Genomic DNA, 24,746 nt, shown 5'->3' with positions numbered 1-24,746 from the left:
TTGACCGCTCGGCATTTCGCTCTATCGGGCGTACCCGTGAGTCGCGGTAAGACGTCTGGGTGAGGGGTCGGTCAGGTTTCGGATCTTCAGTTGTTCGCGTCAAAGGCGAAGGGTTCACTTTCACGGTCCCTGTCTTGCACGGCCGTTCCGATCCATCAGGCGGACTCTATCCTGGGCCGCAGCGGCAGCAGCGTCGCTTGCATCGCCGCCGGGATGACCGAGGTGTCGCCTCGGGCCAGTTCGCGGCCCTGATCCAGCACCAGTACCTGGTCCACCCAGTCCAGCCCGGCCGGGCGGTGGGTGATGAGCAGGACGGTGCGCCCTACCATGAGTTTGTCCAGCGCCCGCATCAGATCGCGCTCGGTGGCGGCGTCCAGGCCCTCGGTCGGCTCGTCCAGGAGCAGTATGGGGGCGTCCTTGAGCAGGGCGCGGGCGACCGCGATCCGTCGGCCCTGTCCGCCGGACATCCGCACGCCGGTCTCGCCGACCCAGGTGTCGTAGCCCTCGGGTAGCTCGGCGATGAAGTCATGGATCTGGGCGACCCGGCAGGCCGCCTCGATGGCGCCCTGCGAGGCCTCGGGGTTGGCGATCAGCAGGTTCTCGCGGATGGTGGTGTCGAATAGATGGGTGTGCTGGCTGACCACGGCGATGTGACGGCGCAGGTCGTCGCCATGGAAATCCAGGATGTCGTGGCCGCCGATGCGGATCGTCCCCGAGTCCGGCGCCCAGAAGCGCAGCAGCAGGTTGAACAGGGTGCTCTTGCCCGAGCCGGTGGCGCCGATCACGGCGGCGCGCGATCCCTCGGCGACCCGCAGCCGGATGTCCGTCACGGCTGGCCGGGGCGCGTCCGGATAGCTGAAACCCACATCCGCGAATTCGATATCGAAGTGCGCGGGTCGCGGGGAGAGGCCCGTCGGCTCGGGTACGGCGGGCTGGGTGTCGACGATGCTGAAGAGCCGGCGCGCGGCGGCCAGCGAGCGTCCGAGGAGCTGGAAGGCGTGGGGCAGGGGGGCGACGGCCTCGAAGCTGGCGAGCGTGAAGAGGGCGAGCATCGCGAGTTGGGGTGGCAGGAGGCGTCCATCGTTGACCATGGGGATGGCGAGCCAGAGCAGCACCCAGAGACTGAGGCTGGCGCAGAGTCCGACGGCCGCCTGGGTCAATCCGTGATCGCTGCTCAGGCGCGTCTGGTCGGCGATCATGCGGCGGCTTAAGGCGTCCACGCGCTGGGCCTGACGCTCGGTCGCCCCGTAGAGGGTGAGTTCGGCCATGCCCTGGACACCGTCGATGACGGCCGCGCGCAGGGCGCCCTCGTCCTCGGCGATGCGCTGCCCCGGCCGCGCGCCCCTGGCCTGCGACCAGATGGGCAGGCCCACGCCGGCGATGACCAGGAAGGTCAGGCCGGACAGGGCCAGGAAGGGGTGATAAAGCAAGAGAAACAGCGTGAACAGCAGGATGCTCACGTTGGCCACCACGACCGGGACCAGCACCCGCACGTAGAGATTGTCCAGGGCATCGATATCGGCGCGGATGCGGCTCAGGAGATCACCGCTGTGGTACTGCTGAAGACGCGCCGGGGCCAGCGGCTCCAGATGCTGATAGAACCAGACCCTCAGACTGGCGATCAGCCGGAAGGTGGCCTCGTGGTTGACGAGCCGCTCCCCGTAACGCCCGACGGTGCGGAGCATGGCGCTGCCGCGGATCATGGCCGCCGGGGTGAAGTAGTTCATGGATACGCCGGCCAGTCCGGCGGCGGCCATGGCGGTCAGGAACCATCCCGAGGCGGCCATGAGGGTGACGTTGGCGAGCAGGGTGAGGATGGCGGCGATGGTGCCGAACAGCATCCAGTGACGGTAGGGCTGGAAGAGCTTCCAGAGACGCAGCAGTTCGTTCATCGGTCCTCGATCCCCTGTCCGATACCCCCTTGGGCAAGATGGGAAGCGCCGTCGGCGGCGATCATGCGGGCATAGAGTCCGCCGGTCTCGATCAGCTCGTCGTGCCGGCCCTGCTCGACGACCCGACCCTGATCGAGCACCAGGATGCGATCGGCGCGGCGCACCGTCGCTAGGCGGTGCGCGATCACCAGCAGGGTGCGGTCGCGGGCGAGGTCGTCGATGCCCTCCTGCACCAGGCGCTCGCTTTCCGGGTCGAGATTGGCGGTGGCCTCGTCGAGGATGACCAGCGGCGCGTCGCGCAGAAAGGCTCGCGCCAGGGCGATCCGCTGGATCTGTCCACCGGAGAAACCGGCGCCGCGCTCGCCCACGGGGCTGTCATAGGCGTCGGGAAGCGCCTCGATGAAACCATCCGCGCGTGCCCGGCGGGCCGCCTCGCGCACCGCTTCCAGATCCGCCTCGGGTCGCCCGAGGCGGATGTTGTCGGCGATGCTGCCCTGGAAGAGCCGGGGTTGCTGGGGCACCCAGGCCAGGTGCCGGCGCCAGTCGTCCAGATCGATGTCGGACAGGGACTGCGCGCCGATCAGGATCCGCCCCTCGGTCGGCACCAGGAAGCCGAGCAGCAGATTGACCACCGTGGTCTTGCCGGCCCCGCTGGTGCCGACCAGCGCGATCCGCTGACCGGGCGGGATTTCGAGGCTGAGATCCTGGAGCGCCTCGCGACCCTCCTCGTAACGGAAGCGCACGGCCTCGAAACGCACGCCGAGCGGGCGGGTGGCGGCCAGCGGTTCGGTTCCCGGATTGGTCCGGTCGGGCTCGGTCTCCAGCACCCGGATCAACTGTTCGGCGGCGGCCACGGCGCCCATGCGGGCATGATACTGGGTGCCGAGATTGCGCAAGGGCGCGTAGAACTCGGGGGCCAGCATGAGTACGAACAGCCCCTGTAGATAGCCGATCTCCGGCACATGCAGCCAGGGAGCCACGGGAACGGCCAGTCCGTAGAGCCGGAACCCGATGAAAACGGCGACGATGGCGATGCCGACACTGGCGAAGAATTCGAGCACGGCCGATGAGAGGAAGGCGACGCGCAGCACCTGCATGGTGCTGTGGCGATACTCGTCCGATACGCGGGCGACCACCTCGACCTCGCGTCGGCTGGCGCCGAACAGCTTGAGCGTCGTCAATCCCTGGATGACGTCCAGGAAGTGCGCGCTCATGCGCGCGAGCTGTTTCCACTGGCGCTGATTGCGTACCTCCGCGCCCGAGCCGATCAGAATCATGAAGAGCGGAATCATGGGCGCGGTCAGCAGCAGCACCAGGCCGGCCAGCCAGTCGACCGGCATCACGACGGTGAGGATGGCGAGCGGCAGGATCATGACCAGCGTCATGGCCGGGACGAAGCGGGCGTAATAGCCCTCCAGGTCGTCGATGCCCTTGGTCAGCGTCTCGACCAGGGCGCCGCTGCGCTGGCCGGAGAGATAGCTGGGTCCGAGCCGTTGCAGATGCCGGTGGACCTGGTCGCGCAGCGTGGCGCGCACGTCCGCCGCGGCCTGGAAGGCGGAGCGTTCCGCGAGCCAGACGATGAGGGCGCGCAGGGCGAAGAGCCCGAGGAGTCCCCACAGCCAGGCGCGGATGTCCGTCAGCCCCGCTCCCTCGAAGATCACGTCGTTCAGGATCACCGCCAGCGCCCAGGCTTGGGTGACGGCAAGCAGCCCGTTGGCTGTATTGAGCCAAAGGGTCCGTGTAAGTGCCCCGCCGGCGAGGGGCCGTTGGGATTTGAGCCAGGCGTTGACTGACATGGGAGGCGTTCCGTACGTGACCTCGGTCGCTATCGGAACCGGGAGGATACGGAACCAGGGCCTCGCTGGGCAATGCGCGATTCAGGCATCGCCCTTGGAGGCGCGCTGGGAATCGAGCGACAAGGGGGGCTGTCAGTCCGCGGTGGCGCGGGTCACGCCATGCTTGGACATGAGGCGGTAGAGCGTCATCCTGGAGACCCCCAGATCCTGCGCCGCGCGGGTGATGTTGCTCGCGTTGCGCGCCAGGGCGTGTTCGAGATTGCGCTTCTCGGACTGCTCGCGCGCGCTTTTCAGGGTTCCCATGACGTGGTGGCGCGATGAGCCGTTGAGTTTCTCGGGGGGCGGGGAGTTGGGCTCTCCAGGCCTCTCGCCGTTCTTCGCTCCGTCGAGCTGGATCTTCAGGTCGTCCGGGCGGATCGACAATCCCTCGCAGCTCAGCGCGGCCTGGAAGATCACGCTGCGCAATTCGCGCACGTTGCCGGGCCAGGCATAGCCGCGCAGCCTGGCAAGCGTCTCCTTGCCGAGCCTGAGGTTGCGCGTTCCGGCGTCGGCGGTGACCTCGTCCAGAAAATGGCTGGCCAGCAGTTCGATATCGCTGCCCCGTTCGCGCAGCTCCGGGGTCTGGATGGTGAGAAAGGCGAGCCGATAGTAGAGATCGGCCCGGAAGGTGCGGTCCCGGATGGCCTGGTCCAGGTCGACGTTGGTGGAGGCGATGATGCGCACGTCCACGCGCTGGCCGCGTGTGCTTCCGATGGGGGTGACGATCTTGTCCTCCAGGAAGCGCAGCAGGGTGGCCTGCGACTCCATCGGCATGTCGCCGATTTCGTCGAGGAAGAGTGTGCCTCCGGCCGCGCTCTGAATGTATCCGTGCTTGCGCGCGTTCGCGCTCGTGAAGGAGCCCTTTTCGTGGCCGAACAGCTCCGATTGGAGCAGGGAGGGTGGAATCGCGGCGCAGTTGATGGCGACATAGGGACCCTTGGAGCGCGCCGAGTGGTCGTGAATCGCCCGCGCGGCCAGTTCCTTGCCCGTGCCCGTCGGCCCGGTGATGAGCACCGAGACCTCCGATTCGGCGGCGCGTTGCAGCATCCGGTAGAGAGACCGCATGACGGGGCTTTCTCCCACCAGTCCGAAACGGGTCGGCTGACGCGCGTTCGACTTGCTGGTCATCTCGCGTTCGATCCGGGCCATCCCGTAGGCATGTCCGAGAACCGTCGTTAACCGCTCGGCATCGAACGGGAAGACGTGGAAATCATAGAGATGATCGGCGATGAAATGTCTGATGCCACTCTGGATGAGTTGCTCCTCGGTGAGCGCCGCTACCCATTTGACTCCTGTCAGCGCCTCGACACGCTGTTGCAGATAGGTCTCGTGCCGCGTGTCGCGTGAGTCGGGGAAAACGACCAGACCGATGAGAAAGGCTTCCTCTGAAGCTGGAGAATCAAGGCTGTCGATCTCCCGCGCGTAGGTAATGGACCAATGTTTCCGCTCTAGGATGGAAACGACATCCGCTGGTAAATCTTCCTGCGAAACAACGAGTAGCTTACGCATTGGCATGGGTCCAATTACATGAGGTCCGCGGTCGGCGTCATGCCGAACCTTTATCCAGGGGCCTCGCCAGCCGACTCGGTGTCGGCGCGGCAATGCGAATCCCGATGGGCTTCCGAGAATGAAGCATAACAACATTGAGACACTAAATGTCACCCCCTAGAGACGTATTTGTTGTTTTTTAAGCAAAATTGTGATGCTGCCGGCAATTCTGGTCGCGGACCCACGGCGATGGCACGCATCCGTGGCTTGGGGAGACCCGCCTCGGGCGGCGCGATTCCGGTCCAATGGCCAAATCGAGCCGTCGTTTATATGGGTCGCTTGCTTGAGGAAGGCTCACGTCCATCGTGCGGGTCGGTGAATCCGGCCGTTTTACGGGGGTTTGCGCCAATTCGGCGCGCTTGGGATGGATGAATCGGCTCTTCCATTTTTCGCCTGGTTCTGTATATTGGCGCGTTTACCCGCGGGGCCTTCCCTGCGACGCCCTATTGTCAGTCTTGAGCCAGGACAGCACATGGTCACGATTCGTTTGTCTCGGGGTGGTTCGAAGAAGAACCCTTTCTATCAGATCGTCGTCGCCGACATCCGCTCCAAGCGGGATGGTCGTTACATCGAGCGCCTCGGTTTCTTCAATCCGAACGCGCGTGGCGGTGAAATTCCACTGCGCATCGACGGCGAGCGCGCCCAGCACTGGATCCGTCAAGGCGCCCAGCCGACCGATCGCGCCAAGCAGTTGATCAAACAGGCCGCGCGCGAGGCTGCGGCGATCGCGGCCTAGCCAGACGCCTCGGACGCCCACAGTGGTCGAGCGGGACGAACAGGCGCGGATCCCTCTCGGGCGGATCAGCGGTGTGCATGGCGTCAAGGGTTGGGTCAAGATCTTTTCGGATACCGACCCGCGCGAGGGAATTCTTCGCTACGCGCCCTGGCTCGTGGGTCCGGACGCGCATCCCCGTCGCATCGTCGAGGGCCGGCGGCATGGCAAGGGTGTCATCGCCCGTTTCGAGGGCTGCGAAGATCGCGATCAGGCGGCCTTGCTGATCGGTCAGGAGATCGCCGTCAGGCGTTCGCAATTGCCTCCGCCGCGACCGGACGAGTTCTACTGGTTCGATCTTGAGGGGCTGGCCGTCGTGAACGAGCAGGAAATCGATTTCGGTCGTGTCGGACATCTCTTTTCGACCGGAGCCAACGACGTGTTGGTCATCCAAGGCGATCGAGAGCGCCTGGTTCCTTTCGTCTGGGGCGATGTGATCAAGGATGTCGATTTCGAGCGCGGGCGGATCCGGGTCGATTGGGACGCCGACTTCTAGCCTGTTCCGTCGTTCGGCCAAGCCGTTCGACACCGGCCCGGACCGGGCAAATCGGCGGACGAGCCGCAGCGCCGCCAACCGAAGGGCAAGTTCATGCGGTTCGATGTCATCACCCTGTTTCCGGATCTGTTCCGCGTTCTGTCGGACCAGGGTGTCACGGGGCGGGCGATGACGCGCGGGCTGGCCGAGTTGCATCTGTGGAATCCCAGGGATTTCACCCAGGATCCGCACCGCACGGTGGACGATCGCCCCTACGGTGGCGGACCCGGCATGGTCATGAAGGTCGAGCCGCTGCGCGACGCCATCCGATCCGCGCGCGCGGTCGCGCCGAACAGTCGGGTGGCCTATCTCTCGCCTCAGGGGCGGCGACTCGATCAGGCGGCGATGCTCGAAATCGCTTCACGCTCCGGCTGGATCCTGGTCGCGGGTCGCTACGAGGGAGTCGACGAACGTCTGATCGAGGCCAATGTCGATGAGGAATGGTCGATCGGCGACTATGTGCTGAGCGGCGGTGAACTGCCGGCCATGGTGGTCATGGACGCGGTCATCCGATTGCTGCCCGGCGCGCTTGGACATGCCGATTCCGCGCGGCAGGATTCGCACATGGATGGGCTCCTGGATTGTCCGCATTACACCCGCCCGGAAACGATCGACGGAATCTCGGTCCCCCCGGTGCTGATCGGCGGCGATCATGCCGCGATCGAACGTTGGAGGCTGCGACAGGCGCTTGGACGGACCTGGCGGCGGCGTCCGGATCTACTCAAGCGCCGCGGGCTGAGCGAGGCCGAGCGGGCGTTACTCGATGAATTTATGCTGGCCCATCGCGAGGGTGGCGCCGGGTGAGCACAGGAGCCAAGGAAACCATGAGCAATATCATTCAGCAGCTCGATCAAGAGCAAATGACCCGCGAAGTCCCTGACTTCGCCCCCGGCGATACCGTCGTCGTTCAGGTCAAGGTGAAGGAGGGCGTCCGTGAGCGTCTTCAGGCCTTCGAAGGCGTTGTCATCGCCATTCGCAGTCGCGGCCTGAACTCCGCCTTCACGGTGCGCAAGATCTCGCATGGCGAGGGCGTGGAGCGCGTTTTTCAGACCCACAGCCCCGCGATCGCCGGGATCGAGGTCAAGCGCAAGGGCGATGTGCGTCGCGCCAAGCTCTATTACCTGCGTGGCCTGACCGGCAAGGCGGCTCGCATCAAGGAAAAGATCTGATTCGCGGGCGGCCGTCCCTCCGGGCGGCTGTCCGTCGGCGCTGGGCTTACCGCCTGTGTCCGAGACCTTCTACTGGCACGACTACGAGACCTGGGGCGCCGATCCGCGTCGCGACCGCCCCTGCCAGTTCGCTGGCCTGCGCACCGACGCCGATCTCAATGAGATCGGTGATCCATTGCTTATCTATTGTCGTCCCGCGGCGGATCTGCTGCCGCAACCGGACGCCTGTCTCATTACCGGCATCACGCCCCAACTCGCCGAGCGCGAAGGACTGGTCGAGGCCGAGTTCGCGGCGGCCATTCAAGCCGAGCTGAGCCGGCCCGCGACCTGCGGCGTGGGCTACAACAGCCTGCGTTTCGACGACGAAATCACCCGTCATCTGTTCTATCGCAATCTCCAGGATCCCTATGCCCGCGAGTGGCGGAACGGCAACTCTCGTTGGGATCTGATCGACGTGCTTCGGCTGGCCCACGCGCTGCGTCCCGAGGGAATCGTCTGGCCGACCCACGAGGACGGCACGACCTCCTTCAAGCTTGAGCATCTGACGGCGGCCAACGGTATCGGACATGCGCAGGCCCATGAGGCGCTGGCCGACGTGCGGGCGACCATCGCCCTGGCGCGTCTGTTGCGCCGGGTTCAACCGAAACTCTTCGACTATGCCCTGACCCTGCGCGATAAGCGCCGGGTTCGCGAATGGCTCGACAAGGGCCAGCCGCTGCTGCATGTCTCGGCCCGCTTTCCGGCCGCGCTCGGTTGCCTCGCGCCGGTCTTTCCGGTCGCCCGGCATCCCACCAACGGCAATGGCGTCATCGTCTTCGATCTGCGCGCCGATCCGGCCCAACTCCTGGATCTGTCCGTGGAGGAGATCCGGCGGCGACTCTTCACCCCAGTCTCCGATCTGCCCGCCGGGACGGAGCGCGTCCCGCTCAAGACGATCCATCTCAATCGCGCGCCGGTTCTGGCGCCGATGTCGACCCTGACCCCGGCATCCGCCGAGCGTTGGCGCATCGATCCGGATCTGGTCGCGAGCCGTGCCCGACAGATCACGGCCGCCGCGACCGAGATCGAACGGCGCGTCCAGGCCGTTCACCAGACGCCGGAAACCTCGGGCGAGACCGATCCCGACCTGATGCTCTATTCCGGTGGCTTTTTCTCCGACGCGGATCGTCGCGCCATGGAGAAGATCCAGCGCTCGACGCCCGCCGAGCTGGCCGAATCCTCGCCCAGCTTCGAGGATCCGCGACTCGCCACGCTGCTGTTCCGCTATCGTGCCCGCAACTGGCCAGAGACCCTGACGCCCGAGGAGCGCGAGGACTGGGACGCCTACCGGTTCGACCGGCTGACCGATCCCGGCGGCGGTGGGAGCCTCCAGATCGACCAGTACGAGACGCGCCTGGCGGAGTTGGCCAGGATCCATGCCGGCGATCCAGCCAAGCTCGCCATTCTCGAATCCCTGACGCAATGGGCCGAGCGGGTGCTCGACGCGGAAGGCTGAAGCGGCGCGAATCCGCCGGTCTCAGGAATCCGTCTCATCCGTCGGCGTCAGGGCTTCCGCGATCGCGCGACGCAGGGCCTCGCGGGTGAATGGCTTGGGCAGGGTGGCGCGCACGCCCAGGAGCTTGGCCGATTCCAGATTGAACTCCAGACTGATGGCGCGCCGGCCCCCCGAGACCGCGATGATGGGAACCTGGCTGCCGAGTCGCGCCAGATCCATGATGAGCTCGATGCCATCCTTCTCGGGCATGAGAATGTCGGTGATGACGAGGTCGGGAGGGTTCCGTTCGATGGCCGCGAGCGCCTCGTTTCCGTTGGTGACGGCGCTGACTTGGTAGCCTTCGCGCCGGACCATTTCCTCGAGCATGGCGCGAAAGATCTCGTCGTCTTCGACGATCAATACCTTGATCATGCGGGGGTCTCCGGCTGAATCGTTGGAGGGGCGCTCGGGCGATGGCTGTGCGGCGGCAGACTCGGCAGGTCGATGGTGAAGAGACTGCCCGCTCCGGGCGTGCTGTCGATCGCGATCGTGCCTCCGAGCTTGCCGACCAGACCGTGGATGACCGAGAGTCCGAGTCCGCTGCCCTTGCCGGGCGCCTTGGTGGTGAAGAAGGGTTCGAAGACGCGCTGCCGTACCTCGGCAGGCATGCCTTCGCCATCGTCGCCGACCGTCAGCCTGACCAGGTTGTCGCCATCCATCTCCAGGCCGGAGGTTGGGACGAGCGCGACCACCACATGGATGCAGCCCTGGCGATGGCCGATGGCATCGGCGGCATTGATGCAGAGATTCATGACGATCTGCTGAATCTGGCTCGGTTCGGCCAGCACCCAGGCCGCCGCGACCGAGGGCTCGAAGCGCAGACGGATGCCGGCCTGGAAGGAGGCGCGCAGCAGGTTCAGGGTCTCCTGGGCCAGGGCGACGACCTCGACGGGCGTAGGCGAGTCGGCCACCGCCCGCGCGAAGGTCAGCAGACGCGCGATCAGGTCGCGGGCGCGAAAACTCGCTTGCTGGATGTATCCCAAGTGACGCTGGCCCGGCGAGTCGGCTGGCAGATCCTCGCCCAACAGCTCGCTGAAGCCCAGGATGGCGCCGAGGATGTTGTTGAAGTCATGAGCGATGCCGGCGGCGAGCGTACCGATCGCCTCCAGTCGGCGCGACTGTTCCAGCCGGGCGTTGACGGTCGCCTCGGCGCGGCGTTCGAGCTGCTGGCGAAAGGCCAGGCTGTAGGCCATGTAGGTCTCCATCAGCGGGGCCGTGATCCGCGTCGCGACCTGGCTCAAGCGCAGCTCTGGATTGGCGCGCGCGAGTTGAACCAGCGCCTCGTGATGCAGCTCGCTGACCTCCTCGAGCGGGATCTCGCGGGCGACCAGCTCGCGGCCCAGATCGGCGGCCTCGGCCAGCGCGCCCTCGGAAGCGAGCGGATCCCTGGCGAAGACCGCGCGTTGGAGCAGATCGGCATAGCGCTGGGCGATCTCGGGCGATACCGCGGAGACGTCGGAGTCGGTCAGGGCCTCAGTCATGGCGATAGAGCAGCAGGCTGGCGTCGTCCTGGTCGCCGGCCCATTGTTCGAGCAGGCGTTCGGCCAGTCGGTCGGAGGGCTGTGCATCCATCAGGCTTTCGGCGAGCCCCGCGTTCTCGCGGATGCCGTCCGAGAAGAGGACGAGCCAGTCGCCGGGGGCGATCGCCAGGCGCTCCGGCCGCAGCCCGCGAAACCCGGCCCCCACGATGCCGCGCGCGCCACCGAGTCGCTTTACCTGCCCCGACTGGATCAGAAGGGTCCGGATGTTGCCGACCGACGCATGGTCGATCGTCGCCTCCGCGGGCCGGATATCCACCACCGCCAGCGCGACCCCGCGCGTGTTGATGAGCGCCTGGTCACAGTCACCGAAGACCTCCCTGAGTCCGGGCTCGCCCCGTTCGGCGAGCCGGCGCATGGCCGCGGCCGCGGCGGTGTGGGCCTCGCGCCCGTGACCCAGGCCATCGGCCAGCGCCAGACGCCAATGGCCATCGCGGATCCACCAGCCCAATTGATCGCCGCAAACATTCTCGCCATGCAGGGCGCGGAGGGCCTGGCCGATTCGCCCGCTCGGCGCCGATTGGCTGGGGATCAGAGCCATTTGACCGCCCTGATCCGGGTGCCGACCCCCGGTCGAGACTCGATGCCGAACTCATCCATCAGCCGCTTGACGCCGGGCAATCCGCAGCCCAGGCCATGGCCCGTGCTGTAACCCTCGGTCAGGGCCAGCGCCAGGTCGGCGATCCCCGGACCCTGGTCCTCGGCCAGCAGCTCGAGTCCGAGCGTCTCGCCGTCCAGCGTCGGGTTGAGTAGCGCGCTGGCCTGGAGCAGACCACCGCCGGCATGGATCAGTAGATTCGCCGCCAGCTCGGAGGCGGCGGTCGCGATGTGATAGGCGGCGGTTCGTGAAAAGCGCAGCGTCTCGGCTAGTTGGCGCGCCTGGCGGCAGGCCGACATGACGTCCTGCTCGACGCCGACCAGGACGCGCACGCGCCCGTCGACGAGCCCAGACGCGAAGGGTTCATCCAGCAATCGATCTTTCATGGCTTGGCGTGACACCAATCGTTGATTCCTGGGCCTTCCGCCAGGGCTAAAAAGGCTTGGCCATGACGATGGTCACGCAGGTACGGCCGGGTGCCGATTCGATCTGGAACTCGTCGACCAAGCGGCGCGTGCCTGGTAGTCCGGCACCCAGTCCGCCGCCCGTGCTGAAGCCATCCGTCAGGGCGCGTCCCAGATCCGCAATGCCCGGCCCCTGGTCCTCGACCACGACCCGGATCCGCCGGGAGACCCCGTCCGAGCGGTCCTCGATGAGACAGACGCCCTCGCCGGCATATTGAATGACGTTGCGGGCGAGTTCGGAGACGGCGGTGGCGAGCCGGGTCTGGTCGGCCTTGCCGAAACCCAGTCGCTCGCACAGTTCGCGGGCGGCGCGGCGGGCGATCACGATGTCGGTGGCGATGCGTACCGGAATCCGCTCGCTGACCAATAGCTCAGGCATCCTCGTCCTCGTTGAAGCGGGTGTCCCCGCGCGTGGCGATACGGGTATTGAGGATCTCCAGACCCTGCCCGAGGTTGAAGGCGCAGTCCGCTCCCATCAGGTCGCGGCCCATCTCGATCAGGGTCAGGGCCACGAAGGGCTGAACCCCGCAGATGACCACCTCGGCACCCAGCAGGCGCACCATGCTCGCGGTGTCGTTGATGACCCGCGCCATGTAGGAATCCACCACGTCCAGGGCGGTGATGTCGATCGCGACCCCGAGCGCCTCGATCTCGGCCACGCGCTCGACCAGATCCGATTGGAACTGCATGGCGTCGTTGTCGGTTAGGTCGACCTGGATCGAGACCAGCAGGGTCCGTTCCAGTCGCAGGATGGGGATCCTCATGGGCGCCCATCCTCGATGGACGTGATCCGCTGGCCGACCATCAGCAGCGCCTCGGCGATGCCCGCGCGCAGGGTGGCTCGGCTGATGACATCGGCGAAGCGGATGCCGAGCTTGGTCAGCGTCTGCGCGCCCTCCGGGCTGATGCCGGTCATCACGACGCGGGTGCCGAGCAGACGCGCGGCGTCGATCGTCTTCATCAAATGTTGCGCCACGCTGGTGTCGAGCACCGGCACCCCGGTCAGGTCGAGGATGGTGACCCGCGCCTCGTGCCGGGCGATCGCCTCGAGCAGGCTCTCGGTGATCTGGCGCGCGCGCCCCGTGTCGATGACGCCAACCAGCGGCAGTAGCAGGATCCGATGCCAGAGCCGCAGCACCGGGGTGGACAGCTCCAGCAGCGACAGGCTCTGCTGAGTGATGAGGTGTTCGCGGATATCGAGGAAGGCGGCGAAGGCCAGGAGCGTCAACTGTTCGAAGACCTGTTCCAGCCAGAGTAGATCGCCGCTTGAGTCGCTCGGTGATTGCTCGATCAGACGCTTGGAGATCAGTCGCTTCAGAGACAGCATCAGGCCAATGGTCTCGCTGGAGCCAGCGCCGCGGCGGGCCTGATCGGCGACGAGCTGGCGCAAATGCTTGGCCAGCGGATCCAGCGCGTCCAGCTCGAAACGGTCGCTGGGCGGGCGCTCCAGGGCCGTGAGGATATCCTCGAACAGGGCGTGCAGCCGCTGGTTTGGCTCGTGGTGGGTGCCGTCTTGTGGGGTCGGATGTTCCCAAGGGGCGTGCAGGCTCTTGAGCCAGTCGGCGAGCAGCTCCGCGCGGTGCTCGCGCAGGAGTTGCTGGAGTAAGGTCGTCATGGTTGGGTCTCGCCCTCCTTAAAATTCCGGGGGTGGGGGTTCAAGGGCGCGCGGACTCGGCCGGCATGCCGCTCATCTAACCGCATGGTAGCGCATTCAAAACAGATCGATGCGAGACCCGTTGTCCGCCGAGGCGCCCTGGCCGCCGCGCTTGAGCCAATCCCTGATCAACTCGGGATCCAGTCCGCGCCGCCGATCCTCCACCGCCAGGCGCTTCAGCCGGGCCTGGCGTTCCTCCGGAGCGAATTCATGCGCATGCTCGATCAGCAGACGCCGCGTGTCGCGTTTGAAATCCTCCATCGTGCTTCTCGGGCGCCCGGATGGCGACGGCGTAAAGGAAAAACGCCCTCCGTACCCGACCGAAAGCTCCGGAATTGGACAGGATTCACAGGATTTTTCAAGATTTACAGGATTAAAAACAGGTTCTTACAATCGTTTAACTGATGATTCCTTATAAATCCTGTCAATCCTGCGAAATCCTGTGAATCCTGTCTATGACGGGGCGCATCGCGGGCCAAGCATCAGTTATGGTCGCACCCGAAGGCCCCGAGAAATTGGGTTGAATGGGAACTGGGTGTAGGATACCCCGCTTTTCACGAACGGCTTGAGCGACCGACCAAGATGCAAGATTTCGTGCCTGGCCAACGCTGGCTGAGCGAGACCCAGGCCGAGTTGGGCCTGGGTATTGTCATGGCGACCGATGGGCGCTGCGTGCGGATCGACTATCCGGCGACGGGCGAGACCCGTCTGTACGCGATGCGCGATGCGCCGCTGGCGCGCCTGGAACTGGGAGTCGGCGAACGGATCCGGGATCGCCAGGGGCGCGAGCTGCGGGTGATCGGCGCGCGCGCCGAGCGCGGGCTCATCACCTATCGTTGCGAGGATCTCGACGGACTGGACCACGAGCTGCCGGAGTCGGAACTGGACGATCACCAGCGCTTCAACCGGCCCCAGCAGCGCCTCTTGTCCGGGCGGATCGACAGTGACCACTGGTTCGGCCTGCGTTACCGGACCTGGCGGCAGGGGATGCGCGAGGCCGGCGCCTCGACCTTCGGGCTGCTGGGCGCGCGGGTCGCGCTCATCGCGCATCAGCTCCATATCGCGGCCGAGGTGGCTGGGCGGGATGCCCCGCGCGTGCTGCTGGCCGACGAGGTCGGGCTCGGCAAGACCATCGAGGTCGGACTCATCCTCCACCGCCTGCTGCTCACCGGGATCGCGCGGCGGGTGCTGGTGGTGACGCCCGAGCCGCTGCTGCATCAATGGCTGGTCGAGATGCGCCGGCGCTTCAATCTCGGCTTTGCCCTCTTCGATCGCGAGCGGTTCGAGGCGATCGACGAGACCAATCCCTTCCAGGCCGAGCAACAGGTGCTGTGCAGCCTGGATCTGCTCGTCTCCCGGCCCGACGCGGAACAGGCCGTCCTGGATGGGCAGTGGGATCTGCTGGTGGTGGACGAGGCCCATCATCTCGCCTGGTCGGAGTCGGGCGCGAGTCACGCCTATACCCTGATCGAGGCGCTGGCCCAGCGCACGCCGGGCGTCCTGCTGCTGACCGCGACGCCCGAGCAACTGGGACGCGCGGGACATTTCGGCCGTCTGCGTCTGCTCGATCCCGCCCGCTTTCATGACTATGCCGCCTTCCGCGAGGAAGAGGCGCGTTACGCACCGATCGCCGCCCTGGCGGCCCGGCTGCTCGACGACGAACCGCTCGCCGCCGCCGATTGGGCGACCCTGGGTTCCCTGCTCGGCGATATCGAGGGGATGGGGCGCGACGAGGTCATCGAGCGTCTGGTCGATCGTCACGGGACCGGGCGCGTCCTTTTTCGCAACACGCGCGCCTCGATTCCAGGCTTCCCGGGCCGCGTGCTGGTTCCCTATCCGCTGCCGGAGCCGCAAGCCTACCGAACCTCGACGAGCGATCCGCTCGCCCGTCTGACGCCCGAGCGCGTCCTCGGTCCCGGATGGGACGCCCTGGATCCCCGCGTCGACTGGCTTATCGCGACCCTGCGCGAGTTGCGCCCCGCCAAGGTTCTGCTGATCTGCGTCCAGGCCCAAACGGTGCTGGACCTGCGCGAGGCCCTGCTGCGTCGCGCCGGCCTCTATGCCGCCATCTTCCACGAGGGAATGGAGATCGTCGAACGCGACCGGGCGGCGGCCTATTTCGCCGCCGTCGAGGACGGAACCCAACTCCTGCTCTGCTCGGAGATCGGCAGCGAGGGCCGCAACTTCCAGTTCGCGCATCATCTGATCCTGTTCGATCTCCCACTGGAGCCGGATCTGCTGGAGCAGCGCATCGGTCGGCTCGACCGCATCGGCCAGACCCAGACCATTCGACTCCATGTCCCCTATCTAAGCGGTGGACCGGGCGAGGTGCTGTTCCGCTGGTATGCCGAGGGCCTGAATGCCTTCGAGCGCGTCTGTCCGGCCGCCTCGGCCGTGTTCGCCCGTCAGGGCGAGACGCTGCGGCGGGCGCTGGCGGATCCGTCGCTGACCGACGCCCTGGTCGCCGAGGCGCGCGCCTTGAGCGAGGAACTCAACGCCGAGATGGCCGCCGGACGCGATCGCCTGCTGGAACTGCACTCCCATCGCTCCGATCGGGACGCCGCGTTGGTGGACGCCATCGAGGAGATCGATGCCAGCCGCGAGGCGTCGGATTATCTGACGCGATTCTGGGATGCCTTCGGGGTCGAGCACGAATCCGGGCCGGGTGGCTCGCTGGTGGTGCGCCCCGGATCCCAGATGCTCCACGAGACCTTTCCCCGTCTGCCGGAGGATGGGCTGACCGCGACCTTCGATCGCTCAAGCGCCCTGGCTCACGAGGATCGCGAATTCCTGACCTGGGAGCATCCCATGGCGCGCGAGGCCATGGAGTTGCTGACCGCCTCGGATCTCGGAACCTCGGTCCTGATCCTGGTCAGGGACGCGCGCTTCAAAAGGGCCACCCTCTTGCTGGAGCTGCTCTACGTGGCCGAATGTCCGGCGCCGCCCGAGTTGCTGGTGGGGCGTTTCCTGCCGCCGACGCTGGTGCGTCTGCTGTTGGATGCGGAGGGTAGGGACCACGCCGGGGAGATCGCGCACGAGGCGCTGCGCGGCGACTGTCTGACCCGTAACTTCAAGCTTGCCCGCTCGGTGATCGGCTCCCAGGCCCCGCGGCTGAGCGCCATGCTGGCGCGTGGCGAGACGCTGGCCCAGGAGGCGGTCGTGCGTCTGGAGCAGGAGGCCATGACGCGCATGGAACAGGTGCTCGGCGAGGAGTTGGACCGTCTGATCGCGCTTGCCCGCGTCAATCCATCCGTCCGCGAGGACGAGATCGAACGCCTGCGGCGACGGCGCGAGCGGCTGGGACAGTCGCTACGCAAGACCCATCCGCGCCTGGACGCCGCGCGCGTGATCGTCACGACCTGAGCCGGATTCCCGACGGGATCGAAGCCCCCGCCTTGGTATCGCCCGCACCATCGAGGTGCGACTCGATCCGAGGCCGCACACCCTGCCCAGCCAGCCATCCCCTTGTTTCTCGCCGCTTCGACAGGCGTTGGCGCCATATTTGCTTTTGAAATCCAAACGCCGCGCTTCATACAGGAAATCCGATAGATGCCCACCATCCGCGAGCTTGGCTTCGACCCCCAGGAGGCTTCCACCGACCAGGGTCCGGAAGGATTGACGTCGCAGGAGCGCCAAGACCTCCAGTTGTACATCAACCTCAAGCTGGTCTCGTCCGGTCAGCCTTCGTGCGGCGTCGGCGAGACGGCCCGGTTCATCGAGATCGCGCATGACCTGCTGCTGAGTTATCGCGAGAAGAATCGTCTGCTGTCGTCCTATCACTGTCCGGTGGATCGACGCCTTCAGGACTTCCTCAACCGCTATTTCGAGGAACTGGAGCTGGATCGAACTCCGACCCTTCCGGTCCAGTCGTTCATCCTCGACCGTCATGGTCTGGCGCGCGAGCTATCGATCCCCATCGATAGCGACCGCTTTCACTCCGATATCGTCTCCAGCTACCGCGTCGCCCAGGGTGTGCTGCACAACCCGGCGAGCGACCGGCGCACCACCGAGGGCTCCTTCCACGTCGCCGAGGGCGGCCTGCCGATCCCTGGAGACAAGAAGGCGGTGCCCAAGGCGGTGTTCGCCCGGATGCTGGAGGCCGCGCTCCAGCCCCCGGCGGATCTGATGACCATCCCCTTCTCGGCCAATCAGGAACGGCCCGCGCGGATGTTCGTCTCGCTGCTGCTGCGCCCGGTGATCTGTCCCGAGGTGCCGGGGTTCCAGCCCGAGAAGAACATGGAGATCCGCTTTTTCGCCCCCGGCAATCTGGTCTCCAATCTGGACTTCGTCGAGAGCATCTTCGGCAATGGTGGTAACCCCCATCTCGCCGAGTTCGATGCCGCGCTCGACGTGGATCACTGGTCCGGCCATAGCGGCTGCGTCCTGCTCGCGCCGCACCTGACCGCGCTCACCAAGCAGGCGTTGGGTCTGCCTCGCTGGGATCAGGCCAGCGAGCGTCAGCGCCGGGACGGTATGTGCTGGCGCGACCCCGAGGAGCGCTATAACGACGGTCAGGCGTTCAAGCTCACCGCCCGCGATGCCTCCGGAGTCATCTTCACCCTGCTGGCGGACAACTACTTCGGCTACTGCAAGAAAGAGGTCAAGACCCAGATCAGCTTCGCCGCCAACCTCTTCGGGCTGGCGGAGGAGGAGCATGCCGGCGGGGCGCTCGCCTTCCCCCGGATCAATCACGGCGAGGAGTTCGGGGTGGGCAGCACCACCCGCGAGCCGGGATATGATTTCGCCGACACGCTCGCGCGCTATGGCGATCTGATGGATCCGCGACCCGAGGGTTACGGCATCGATCGACGTTTTCCGCGGATCATTTATGTCCCGCAGGCGCTGCGCATGGATCTCAATGCCCAGAGCATCACCTGGGACAGGGAGGGCGTCACCCAGTCGATCCGTCTGCGACCGGACCGGATCTATGTCCAGCCCAATGGCTACCGCATCGAGATGCGCCAGCATCCGGGCGCGCCGTCCTGGCGCCTGATCGGAACCCAGCCGGAAGGAACCTTCTGCCATAAGCCCTGCACCGTGTCGGGCGGCGGCAAGTCGGAGATCTCCAAGTCGCTGAACGATGCCGTGCTCTACGGCCCCATTTTCGTGGACGATCTGGGCCGGGATCTGGACCGCGTTCAGGAAATCCTCGAACGCGATTACCAGGACCGCTTCCGGCCAGGCTACGAGCACGAGGATCGCGATCCCCGGCGCAAACCCCTGTCCCCGGAGCGCAGTCTCGGATCGGTCATCAAACTCCTCACCCCATCGCCGAGCTACCGGCCGGAATTCAACGCCTGGCTGCAAGAGACCCCGCCGCGTCTGCTGGCGCTGACCTTCATGATCAAACGTCTCTATCGTCGGGAGTGGGGCGACAACTGGCGCGGCTATTTCTCGGTGGACGAGGTGGACGGCGCGCCGGGGCACGAACTCAAGGCGTTCGATCGGCGCATCGTCGCCTCCTATCTGCGGGTCGGATTCGACCTGGATGGCAAGTGGCGCACCTTCAAGCTGCGTCAGGACTTCATCGCCGCCGAGAAGGTGCAGATGGAGGACGACATCACCGCCTCGGTCGTGGTTCCGGCCAAGTCGCTCAAGGGCTGCAAGGCGGCGATCCGCGCCTCCGGCCAGAGCGTCAAGCTGACCAAGAACTGCGAGTACCGGCTGTTCCAGCGTCCCGATGACGCCATCCTTCCAGGCTTCGACCGCCAGACCGAGCTGGAGATGGCCCAGCCCGGCAACTTCATGGCCAACTACGAGCCCTTGGAGGGCGAGTCACTGGACGCGGTGGTGAACGATGTCCTGACCCTGGGCAAGTTCAGCGCGCCCATGCGCGAGCGTCTGGAGCAGGCGGCGCGCGATCGGGTCGCCGTGGTCTCTTCCGCCCATCCCCGGCTGGTCGACGGCAAGCCGTCCAAGAATCCGCGCTATCTCCAGATCCGTCCGGACCTGGTCGATCCGATGCGCGCCTATGTCGCCGAGATCGGCGCCCGCTTTCATCGCAAACTGCCGCTCGATGTCCCCATCGGCCACCCGGTGAACGCGGTCCTCACCGGACGGCGCAACAATCCGCCGGAACCCGGCGTGCGCGCGCTGGCGGTCTACAACCCCATCCACTATCAAGAGCTTCCAGAGCTTTTCATGGATTTCATCTGCTCCCTGACCGGCAAATCCCCCTCGACCACCGGGGCCGGTAGCGAGGGCGCGCTCACCAAGGCCCCGTTCAACGCCCTGCGCCCGACCGTGGACCTCAACAACGCCCTGGTCTCCTACATCCTGACCGGCTACGCGGGCTTCTCCAGCTCCGCCGGCTACATCGGGCCGGACGTCAAGGTCGCCCATGACGTGTCCCTCTTGATTCCGGAGATCTGGGCGCGGCTCTCGGAGCAGGAGCGCGATCCCGCCTATCTGATCGAGCACGGCTATCTGGAACCGCTGAAAGACTTCGACTACCAGGGTCGCCAGGTGCTGGCGAGTCGGCTGGGTTATCGGATCACCGAGCGTTTCGTCGCCCACTTCCTCGGCAAGATCTTCGATAACCCCCAGGCGGTCTTCACCCCGGCCATCCTGCGTCCCGAGACCCAGGATCTCGGGGTCTTCGTGGATGGCGTCGAGAATATCCGCGAGGCGCAGGAGCGGGTCGCGCGGCGCTATCTGGAGGACGGCAGCATCGAGGATGCCTGCCCGCCGCTCCAAGCCCTGATCCACATCATGGCCGAGGGTCATCATCAGGGGCGCACCATCCGCGATCCCGCCGTCCGGGATCTCTTCTCGCGCGAGTCGCTGCTGGCCTCGGACTGGTATCGCGAGCGGCTGGAGGTCAAGCAGGCGCGCGATGTCCAACTCGCCCGGCGTCTGGTGTTCAACCTCCAGCAGTTCCTGGAGCTGAGCCATTACGCCGACGAGGCCGATCGTCTGGACGCCGCCGCGCGTCTGGAGCGCGCCAAGGCCCAACTCGCCAGGGCGCGGGATCCCGCCTATCTGGACGCCCTGGTCGGCACACTGGGAGCGGATCCCCTGCAACCCGCCCGCCAGATCGGGGTCGTCGAGGAGCGCCGAGCGGCCTGAGAGGTTGTGTGATGGCCGGTACGCATCACTTTTGGGTAGCGCCCCAATCGATAGGATTTCGTGGGAGCGGCTTTTAGCCGCGAAAAACCTCGCGTCGGCGCTCGTCGCGGCTAAAAGCCGCTCCCACGGGGGGCTCGTTTGTCGTCATGCTTGTCGTCATCCTACGAATCAAGGTACTACCCACTTTTGGTCGCACCCGATAGGGGCGCGATGCGCCCCGGCGGCTTTTGATTCAGGTCATCATGGCGAATCGATCGCGACCCGCCTGCTTGGCCCGATAGAGCGCCGCGTCGGCGGCCTTGACGAGATCCGATTTGGTGGCGCCATCGTCGGGGATCAGGCTGGCCACGCCCAGACTGAGGGTGATCCGATCGGCCACCGGCGAGGCGGGGTGTGGAATCCGCTCCTCCAACAGATCCTCGCGCACGCGCTCCGCGATCAGGGCGGCGTCTCGCAACGAGGTATTGGGCAGCAGGAAGGCGAATTCCTCGCCGCCGATCCGCGCGACCAGGTCGCCGGGGCGTCTGGCCGCCGTCGCCATGGTCTGGGCGACCCGCGTCAGACAGCTATCGCCGGCGACGTGGCCCAGGTGATCGTTATAGCGTTTGAAGTAATCGACGTCGGCGATGATCATCGCGAGCGGGGTGTGCATCCGTGCGCCGCGTTTCCATTCGCTCTCCAGGGCTTCATCGAAATGACGCCGATTGGCGATGCCGGTGAGTGTGTCGAGGCGTGCCAGCAGGGCCTGCTGTCTTTTTTCCTCGATGGAGGATTTCAGTCTGAGTCGCAGTTCGACCGACTCCCGGAAGATCCGACTGAATTGGGTCGAGGATACGAGCATGGCGACGGTGAAGATCAGGAACAGGATCGCCATCGTGACCGGCAGGCGTTCGCCCTGGAGGAAGAGTTGGACCAGGATCGGCAGGCTGACCGGAATGGCGAACAAGGGAAAGGCGGGCGGCAGGGCCGAGAGCAGAGGCAAGGCCCCAGCCACCATTCCTCCCAGGGCGAAGGCCAGGAAGATCTGATGGTTCAAGGAGTCGGGGTGAAAGAGGAGCAGGGCGGCCGAGCCCCAGGTCAGACCCGAGGCCAGGGCGCCGACAGCGAACAAAATCCTCCAGGCGATGACGGCCGGGGTCGTCTGATCGTTCGTGGCGAGATAGCGACGGAGCCACCAAAGCCTGACCAGGGTGACCGCATAGAGGAGCAGCAACCAGCCCAGCAAGCGTTCCACGTCGATCGAGCCCCAAAGAAGCAGGACCAGGATCAGGCCGTTGATCGTGTTGACGAGCAGGGACGTTGGGAGCTGGCGATAGGCATGCTCGACCTTGAGCGCGCGGATGCGCTGGGCCAGGGGATCGGTCGGATGGGAAAAGAGTCTTTTCAACAGGACGCCTCGACAATTCCCGTGCCATCCGCCTTGGCGAAAGTCCGGCCACGTTCTCCAAGCCCTGGCCGGCTATCCGCGATCGCCGGCCAGATATCGCGCGTCCTGCCGCTGGCTAACGGGCCTGGCGATAGGCGTCCATCTCATCGAGCGAGAGCCGTCGGGCTTCCTCCTCGAGCATGATCGGGATATCGTCGCGAATCGGATAGGCCAGTTGAGCGGACAGCGAAATGAGTTCGCCACGCCCCTTGTCCAGGATCAGCGGCCCCTTGGTAACGGGGCAGACGAGGATATCCAGTAATTTCTTGTCTAGCATGGGTTGATCGCTCCTCGGCGAGACGGATTCAGGAACAGCCGGAAGTGTAACCCTCGGAGGCCAGGGTGGGTACAAGACCGACTCGGAAAGCGGCCTCGGGTGCCCATCGACCCGCCTCATTCACCTACTCGGATCGGAAAACTCAATGCATCGGATCATTTCGGCCAGCCTGGCGCGTTGCCGGGGCCGCTGTCGCCTCGCCCTGGTTCTCGCCCTGGCGGCCTCCCTGGCGATCGCCGTCGGGCTCTCGCAACTGCTCGCGGGCACGCAGGGGCTCCAGGTCACGCGCGCCTGGGTCGGAACGGTTCCGGTCACGCTCTACCGTCCGTCTGGTCTGGTCTCCGCCCCGGTGGTGGTCATCGCCCACGGCTTCGCCGGTTCCCAGACGCTCATGCAGCCCCAGGCGGTCACCCTGGCGCGCAACGGCTACATCGCGGTCACCTTCGATTTCGCCGGTCATGGCCGCAACGCCAACCCCTTCGTCTCCAGCCTCATGGATCGGGACAAGCGGCTGCAAGTCCTGCTCGCCGGGCTGGAACCGGCCATCGCCCTGGGGATGGCCGAGCCAGGCGCGGATGGTCGGCTCGCCCTAGTCGGACACTCCATGGCCGGCGATGTGCTGGCCCATCACGCGCAGGCCCATCCTGGGTCGGTGTCGGCCATGGTGCTGCTATCGCCCTATCTCTCCGAACAGGTCGTCACGGAGAGTTTGAGCAACCTGCTTCTGATCTACGGCGCGCTCGAACCGGGAATGCTGCATGAACAAGGGTTCAAGATCCTCGCGGAGGCCGGCGAGGGCGCGGCCGAGGAGGGCGTCACCCAGGGCGCGCCAGCGGATGGTCGCGCGCGCCGCCTGATCCTCGCCGACGGAGTCGAGCACATCGGCGTGCTCTACAGCCGCGAGGGGCTCGCGGAGACGCTCGCCTGGCTCGACCAGACGTTCGGACGCACGGGCGAGGGCTATCTCGACCAGCGCGGTCCCTGGCTCGGTCTGCTCTATCTTGGATTGGTGGTCCTGGCCTGGCCGCTCTCCCTGTTGCTGCCGCGTCTCTCGACCCGCCCGCTGGGCGCCGGCCTGTGCTGGCGTCGCCTGTGGCCGGTGGCGCTCGCCCCGGCGGTGCTGACGCCGCTGATCCTCTGGAAGCTGCCGAGCGACTTCCTGCCGATCCTGGTCGGCGACTACCTGGCCCTGCATTTCGCGCTCTATGGCGCCATCACGGCGCTTGGGCTCTGGATCATGAAATCCGGCGTCTGGTCGGGATCGCCCAAAGCGACCCGGCCGGCCGAGCCGAGGGCTTTCGGATGGCGCGGCTTCATCCTGGCGACCCTGGCGGCCACCGCCTACGGAACGCTGGCGATCGGATTGACGACGGATCGCTTCGTCACCACATTGTTGCCAGGGCCGGAGCGCATCGGCGTGGTGATCGCGATGCTGATCGGAACCCTCGTCTATTTCAGTGCCGACGAGTGGGCGACGCGCGGAGAGGGCGCGGCGCGCGGGGGGCATGCCCTGACCAAGCTCCTGTTCCTGCTGTCACTGCTGCTGGCCGTGGGGCTCAACTTGAACGAACTCTTCTTTCTCATCATCATCGTGCCCGCGATCCTGATCTTTTTCCTGGTCTACGGGCTCATCGGCGGCTGGATCTACCGGCGCGTCGGCCATCCCATGGTCGGCGCCATCGCCAACGCGGTCGTTTTCGCCATCGCGACCGCCGTGACCTTCCCGCTGGTTGGTGCTTGAGAAATAAATATTGATCATGCGCAATCTACATTCACACCGACGTTTCGCGTAAGATACGAAAAGCGCTATGGTTTACTTGAGCCACGATACCAAACGCGGCCTGTGCCACCAGCTATCCCGACAGGGAGCCTCTTCCCTAGGAACACCAAAAATAACCGTTACCGCTATCCACCGATCGACCGGAGGAGTATCTACCATGGTCGCCTTTGCCCAATTGCACGCTCAAAACCATAAGATTACAGAGCTTTCGAACGTCTTCCTCTACCTGGTTCGCGAGCGTTCCATGTGCGACACGGACGTGGCCTGTGACGTTTTCTTCGACCTGACCAATCGCGTGCGCGAGCACATGGAACTGGTGGACCGCGAACTCTGCGGCAAACTGATCTCCTACCCGGATCAGTCCGTGAAGAACACGGCCAACCGATTCCTGTCCGGCTCGACCGAGATCAAGCGCATCTTCGCCTCCTACGTCAAGCAATGGTGCTCGCAGAAGCGCCACGCCCTGACCATCAGCGACCACGCATCGTTCCTACAGGACACCGAGCAGATGTTCGCCCTGGTGATGGACCGCCTGCAACGCGAGACCGAGTACCTCTACCCGCTGATCCGCAAGCTCGAGGGTGAGGACAAACAGGTGGCGTAACGTAACGCTGGTTTCGGTGTGAATCGAAGGGGGCGGGGCGCAAGCCTCGCCC

Annotated in this window: 22 protein-coding genes; 9 read left to right on the top strand and 13 right to left on the bottom strand. The window is 65.7% G+C overall.

Features of this window, described 5'->3' with window-relative positions; all coding sequences use genetic code 11:
- Window positions 1-155 precede the first annotated feature (155 nt).
- The 3 genes from cydC to CKO27_RS16095 all read right to left on the bottom strand — a co-directional run bounded on the left by cydC (window position 156) and on the right by CKO27_RS16095 (window position 5,236).
- Window positions 156-1,892, bottom strand: coding sequence for a thiol reductant ABC exporter subunit CydC (gene cydC, locus CKO27_RS16105; RefSeq protein ID WP_200375935.1), 1,737 nt, complete (start codon window positions 1,890-1,892; stop codon window positions 156-158).
- Window positions 1,889-3,688: a thiol reductant ABC exporter subunit CydD gene (gene cydD / locus CKO27_RS16100; protein WP_200375934.1), complete on the bottom strand. Its 1,800-nt coding sequence runs from the start codon at window positions 3,686-3,688 to the stop codon at window positions 1,889-1,891. Before cydD ends, cydC begins: the two co-directional genes overlap by 4 nt.
- A gap of 132 nt (window positions 3,689-3,820) precedes the next feature.
- Entirely contained in the window at window positions 3,821-5,236 is a 1,416-nt protein-coding gene (locus CKO27_RS16095; RefSeq protein WP_200375933.1) for a sigma-54 dependent transcriptional regulator, read from the bottom strand.
- 511 nt (window positions 5,237-5,747) lie between these two features.
- Here CKO27_RS16095 and rpsP point away from each other — a divergent pair.
- The 5 genes from rpsP (at window position 5,748) to sbcB (ending at window position 9,246) form a co-directional block, all read left to right on the top strand.
- Entirely contained in the window at window positions 5,748-6,011 is a 264-nt protein-coding gene (rpsP, locus tag CKO27_RS16090) for a 30S ribosomal protein S16 (RefSeq protein WP_200375932.1), read from the top strand.
- Window positions 6,012-6,033: 22 nt separating this feature from the next.
- Window positions 6,034-6,543 (top strand): ribosome maturation factor RimM, encoded by a 510-nt coding sequence (gene rimM / locus CKO27_RS16085; RefSeq protein ID WP_200375931.1) that lies wholly within the window; start codon window positions 6,034-6,036, stop codon window positions 6,541-6,543.
- A 93-nt stretch (window positions 6,544-6,636) separates the two neighbouring features.
- Entirely contained in the window at window positions 6,637-7,386 is a 750-nt protein-coding gene (gene trmD / locus CKO27_RS16080) for a tRNA (guanosine(37)-N1)-methyltransferase TrmD (RefSeq protein WP_200375930.1), read from the top strand.
- A 20-nt stretch (window positions 7,387-7,406) separates the two neighbouring features.
- A complete protein-coding gene (rplS, locus tag CKO27_RS16075) occupies window positions 7,407-7,751 on the top strand; it encodes a 50S ribosomal protein L19 (RefSeq protein WP_200375929.1) in 345 nt (114 codons plus the stop codon).
- A 55-nt stretch (window positions 7,752-7,806) separates the two neighbouring features.
- On the top strand, window positions 7,807-9,246 hold the full coding sequence (sbcB, locus tag CKO27_RS16070) for an exodeoxyribonuclease I (protein WP_200375928.1): 1,440 nt from the start codon (window positions 7,807-7,809) through the stop codon (window positions 9,244-9,246).
- Between the two features lie 21 nt (window positions 9,247-9,267).
- On the opposite strand, the gene CKO27_RS16065 is transcribed toward sbcB, so the two are convergent.
- The 8 genes from CKO27_RS16065 to CKO27_RS16030 form a co-directional block, all read right to left on the bottom strand.
- Complete coding sequence (locus CKO27_RS16065; RefSeq protein WP_200375927.1) at window positions 9,268-9,657, bottom strand: response regulator; 390 nt, start codon at window positions 9,655-9,657, stop codon at window positions 9,268-9,270.
- Complete coding sequence (locus tag CKO27_RS16060; RefSeq protein WP_200375926.1) at window positions 9,654-10,766, bottom strand: sensor histidine kinase; 1,113 nt, start codon at window positions 10,764-10,766, stop codon at window positions 9,654-9,656. Before CKO27_RS16060 ends, CKO27_RS16065 begins: the two co-directional genes overlap by 4 nt.
- Complete coding sequence (locus CKO27_RS16055) at window positions 10,759-11,364, bottom strand: SpoIIE family protein phosphatase (RefSeq protein WP_200375925.1); 606 nt, start codon at window positions 11,362-11,364, stop codon at window positions 10,759-10,761. Before CKO27_RS16055 ends, CKO27_RS16060 begins: the two co-directional genes overlap by 8 nt.
- Entirely contained in the window at window positions 11,355-11,807 is a 453-nt protein-coding gene (locus tag CKO27_RS16050) for an anti-sigma regulatory factor (protein WP_200375924.1), read from the bottom strand. The genes CKO27_RS16055 and CKO27_RS16050 overlap by 10 nt, the downstream gene beginning before the upstream one ends.
- Window positions 11,808-11,853: 46 nt before the next feature.
- Window positions 11,854-12,264, bottom strand: a complete 411-nt coding sequence (locus CKO27_RS16045) for an anti-sigma regulatory factor (protein ID WP_200375923.1) — start codon at window positions 12,262-12,264, stop codon at window positions 11,854-11,856.
- Window positions 12,257-12,649: an STAS domain-containing protein gene (locus CKO27_RS16040; protein ID WP_200375922.1), complete on the bottom strand. Its 393-nt coding sequence runs from the start codon at window positions 12,647-12,649 to the stop codon at window positions 12,257-12,259. Before CKO27_RS16040 ends, CKO27_RS16045 begins: the two co-directional genes overlap by 8 nt.
- Complete coding sequence (locus CKO27_RS16035) at window positions 12,646-13,500, bottom strand: STAS domain-containing protein (RefSeq protein WP_200375921.1); 855 nt, start codon at window positions 13,498-13,500, stop codon at window positions 12,646-12,648. The genes CKO27_RS16040 and CKO27_RS16035 overlap by 4 nt, the downstream gene beginning before the upstream one ends.
- 96 nt (window positions 13,501-13,596) lie before the next feature.
- Window positions 13,597-13,800 (bottom strand): hypothetical protein, encoded by a 204-nt coding sequence (locus tag CKO27_RS16030; protein ID WP_200375920.1) that lies wholly within the window; start codon window positions 13,798-13,800, stop codon window positions 13,597-13,599.
- Window positions 13,801-14,121: 321 nt separating this feature from the next.
- Here CKO27_RS16030 and rapA point away from each other — a divergent pair, with 321 nt between their 5' ends.
- Entirely contained in the window at window positions 14,122-16,902 is a 2,781-nt protein-coding gene (gene rapA, locus CKO27_RS16025; RefSeq protein WP_200375919.1) for an RNA polymerase-associated protein RapA, read from the top strand.
- Window positions 16,903-17,088: 186 nt separating this feature from the next.
- On the top strand, window positions 17,089-20,607 hold the full coding sequence (locus tag CKO27_RS16020) for a PPi-type phosphoenolpyruvate carboxykinase family protein (protein ID WP_242470952.1): 3,519 nt from the start codon (window positions 17,089-17,091) through the stop codon (window positions 20,605-20,607).
- A 232-nt stretch (window positions 20,608-20,839) separates the two neighbouring features.
- Here the strand turns inward: CKO27_RS16020 and CKO27_RS16015 are convergent, their stop codons facing one another.
- Both CKO27_RS16015 and CKO27_RS16010 read right to left on the bottom strand, forming a co-directional pair.
- Window positions 20,840-21,994, bottom strand: a complete 1,155-nt coding sequence (locus CKO27_RS16015) for a GGDEF domain-containing protein (protein WP_200375918.1) — start codon at window positions 21,992-21,994, stop codon at window positions 20,840-20,842.
- A gap of 115 nt (window positions 21,995-22,109) precedes the next feature.
- A complete protein-coding gene (locus tag CKO27_RS16010) occupies window positions 22,110-22,310 on the bottom strand; it encodes a Trm112 family protein (protein ID WP_200375917.1) in 201 nt (66 codons plus the stop codon).
- A 145-nt stretch (window positions 22,311-22,455) separates the two neighbouring features.
- On the opposite strand from CKO27_RS16010, the gene CKO27_RS16005 reads away from it, so the two are divergent.
- Both CKO27_RS16005 and CKO27_RS16000 read left to right on the top strand, forming a co-directional pair.
- Entirely contained in the window at window positions 22,456-24,051 is a 1,596-nt protein-coding gene (locus tag CKO27_RS16005; protein WP_200375916.1) for an alpha/beta hydrolase, read from the top strand.
- A 196-nt stretch (window positions 24,052-24,247) separates the two neighbouring features.
- Window positions 24,248-24,694, top strand: a complete 447-nt coding sequence (locus CKO27_RS16000) for a hypothetical protein (protein WP_200375915.1) — start codon at window positions 24,248-24,250, stop codon at window positions 24,692-24,694.
- Window positions 24,695-24,746: the final 52 nt, after the last annotated feature.

Origin of the sequence: Thiocystis violacea (assembly GCF_016583575.1) — a bacterium.
Lineage (GTDB): Bacteria > Pseudomonadota > Gammaproteobacteria > Chromatiales > Chromatiaceae > Thiocystis > Thiocystis violacea.
This window is presented reverse-complemented; position numbering and strand designations above follow the sequence as displayed.